Annotated in this window: 3 protein-coding genes; all 3 read right to left on the bottom strand. The window is 30.2% G+C overall.

All coding sequences use genetic code 11. The annotated features are described in order from the left end of the window. Positions 1-350 precede the first annotated feature (350 nt). Positions 351-653 carry a PTS sugar transporter subunit IIB gene (locus tag BN350_RS00145; protein ID WP_028041786.1) on the bottom strand — a complete coding sequence of 101 codons (303 nt, stop codon included), beginning with the start codon at positions 651-653 and terminating at the stop codon, positions 351-353. Then, a complete protein-coding gene (locus tag BN350_RS00150) occupies positions 646-1,914 on the bottom strand; it encodes a glycoside hydrolase family 140 protein (RefSeq protein WP_028041787.1) in 1,269 nt (422 codons plus the stop codon). Before BN350_RS00150 ends, BN350_RS00145 begins: the two co-directional genes overlap by 8 nt. A gap of 124 nt (positions 1,915-2,038) precedes the next feature. Then, the coding region (locus BN350_RS18040) for a PTS sugar transporter subunit IIC (protein WP_044599997.1) at positions 2,039-3,181 on the bottom strand (1,143 nt) is incomplete at its 5' end.

The raw sequence follows: 3,181 nt of genomic DNA on the forward strand, positions 1-3,181 counted from the left end.
AAAGTTTAAAGAATATTTTTTCTTTAACACTATAATTATATATGAGATGATGTTCTTATATATATTACTCTAGAATAATTTTAAATGCTTTTCAAACTCTAACATAGAGCTATCAAAAATTAAAACTCCAATAGATTTTATGCCAAACAACTGATAGGTTTGAACAAAACTTTCTTGTTAAATAAGATATCTCTTTCCTCTTCAGTTTTTGCTTTAGAGATGATACTAACAATGATTGCTTCAACTGATTTGTATAAATATATTAACCCAAATTTGTCATCACAGTATGGCTCACAAATTAACATAGAATTTTCTTTCTAAGTGATTAAGTATTTTACTATCATGATTATTTATAAATGACATATTTTTAAAATATATTCAATGGTTCCTCTTCCATCACAGTTTTTAAATAATTTTGAATCTAACACATAGACAGGTGTAGGACTTACAGTTTTTTGAATCTTTTTTAAATTATATCTTACCTGTGGCATTAAGAGAATAATATCATATTTATCCTTAATTCTTTCACAAGCTTCTATTTGAAAACAATCTATTTGACAATCAATATTTTTTTGTTGTATTTCAGTAAGCATTGCCTTTTTTAATGTATTACATGATACTGCTAAGGAACAAATTAAAGCTATTCTATACATTTTTCTCTAATATATACAGTGCATCATGATGAAAATATGTCATTGGGATCAAACATTGTTGATTTCTATTCATTAATTCTAATGGCGAAACATAACGATTCTCTAAATCAATAGCTATCCCCTTCCATCCTGTTAAATCGGCATTAAGTTTAATGTAAATATTAGATGGAATATAAATGACAATCATATCTTGTTTTTTAGCAATTCTTATTTCTGAATTATCTTTTTCTAATAGATTTTGGCATGGTAAGATATGATATAAATTATATTGTTCAAACACATGAGCCATAAAACCATAATCCCAAGCTCCAGGAAATTGAATCGCTTGTTCCCAACATTTCGGAGTTGCAAATCCTTCTCCAATATCAGATTCAAAGGACTTATTTGTTTTATGCCAACTATATATTCCCGCTGCTCCATACGTTATACCTGCATTTGCTCCTGATAACAATGACATCCATGCTGCTCTTCGGATATCAAACTGTGTCCAACGCCCATACATTTGGCGTGAGTATCCCATTTCTTCATAACACGGTTCACTATTAATAAGAAGCTTATCTGGATATTTTTCTTTCATCTCCTCAGCTAATTTATAAGGCATCGATAAATCCTGAGCATTATGCCCACTTTGATAAAAACAAAAATCCAGATACCCTAACAATTCATTAGGTATATATGTGTATCTTCCTTTAATATGTGTTGTATATAAACAATCAGGTGCCAATTCTTTTAATCTTTTTGCACACTCTACGTAGTAACTTATGCAAAGATCACTCGTAAAATCAGTATCCCCACTTATAATATATATTGGTTGAAATTGGCTAAATGTTTTATGAACAATATCAATGTAAGATGCTATGCATTCCTTAGGCATAATTCCTCTAGAATAAAGAGAACTTGCCCAAGTATCCGGAACATAATTGCACCACATAACAACCAAAGAAAGTTCAAATTCCATCTCTTTAGCTCTTTTGCACATCATCATAGCATGTTCAAAGTAAGAAATATTTATATGCTCATAATCAAATTTCTCACCTATCTTTTTAAATGGATAGTATTCTAAATCAGTTGCAGAAGCATCCCATTGGGGTAATATATTAATTTGCAGAGTATTAAAACCTTGGGCTTTTCTATAATTTAGATAATATTCCCATTCTTCATCATTGATATTTGTAAAAGCAGACCAACATGTATCTGCAAGATAAAAGAAAGGTTTATTATCTTTTTGTAAAGTATTTTCATGAGATATTGTTATACTCATTTTAATCACCTCTTATTTCTAAATATATCAAAATTAATCATTCCTATAAATTAAGAATTGTCTGAATATTTTATTTAATAACAAACTATTCAGACGATATTTTAGGAAGAAATATCAAATCATATTATTCTGTTTCTAACAATTCTTTTTCTCTATCCATTTCTTCTTTATATCTTTGATTATCTGATAATTTAAAGAATGGATACCAAATGAAACAACCAATAATAATACAAACAACTTGAAGTATAGCGGCTTGCCATCCACCTGCAAGCAAAGGTTTTATAATAATTGGCATACACCATGGAACTTGTACCCCTGTTAAACGTGGAACAAGATTAATTGCCATTGCAAAATATGCAACTAATGTTTGAACAACAGGCGTTAAAATAAATGGAATAGCTAATAATGGATTCATAATTAATGGATACCCAAAGACTACAGGTTCATTGATTGTGAATAATCCTGGAACAATACCTAATTTCCCCATTTCTTTATTTTGCTTAGATTTTGCAAACAAAAGAATAACAATACATAATGATAAAGTTCCTCCTGCACCTCCAATACCACTAAAAGCATCATAGAAGGTATTTCCTAAAATATTAGGAAGATCTTTACCAGCTGCATAAGCCTCCATGTTCGCTGTAGCCATTGGCAAATATACTGCAGTAATAACACCTGAAATAACATTTGAACCATGAATCCCAAAGAACCAAAGAACCATTTGAACTAATAACAAAACAACCAAAGACCAAACACTACCACCTAATGCATTTAATGGTGTCACAATACTAGAATAAACCATTTGTGAGAAAGAACCCCATGTTGTAAATGAAAAGCCATAAGATACTAAAATCAATATAAATCCAACTAAAATACCTGGTATTAATGCTGAAAATGTATTAGCAATCATTGGTGGTACTCCATCAGGCATATGAATTTTTAATTTTTCTTTACTCATAAAGAAACAATACAAACGTGTAGCTACTAAAGCAGCAATCATAGCCCCAAATAATCCTTGAGCCCCCATAAAACTCATAGATAATGCACCGTCTTCAGTTAAAGGGGTTGTAATAAAAAATGCAAATACTGAAATCAATCCAGCTGGAATTTGATCAACTTTAAAATGTCCTGCCAAACGATAACCAATAAGAAAAGCCGCATAAATAGATAAACAACTTGTTGTGACAGTAGATGCTGCTAAAAGATATTTTTCAATCCCTATTGACTGAATCAAATGAATCCATGGATTATAAGGAAAAACACCTAA

Origin of the sequence: Candidatus Stoquefichus massiliensis AP9 (assembly GCF_000455285.1) — a bacterium.
Lineage (GTDB): Bacteria > Bacillota_I > Bacilli_A > Erysipelotrichales > Coprobacillaceae > Stoquefichus > Stoquefichus massiliensis.

Bases quoted from the DNA above. Each gene is read 5' to 3' on its own strand.
- BN350_RS00145 (WP_028041786.1), bottom strand. From the start codon at position 653: ATGTATAGAATAGCTTTAATTTGTTCCTTAGCAGTATCATGTAATACA.
- BN350_RS00150 (WP_028041787.1), bottom strand. From the start codon at position 1,914: ATGAGTATAACAATATCTCATGAAAATACTTTACAAAAAGATAATAAA.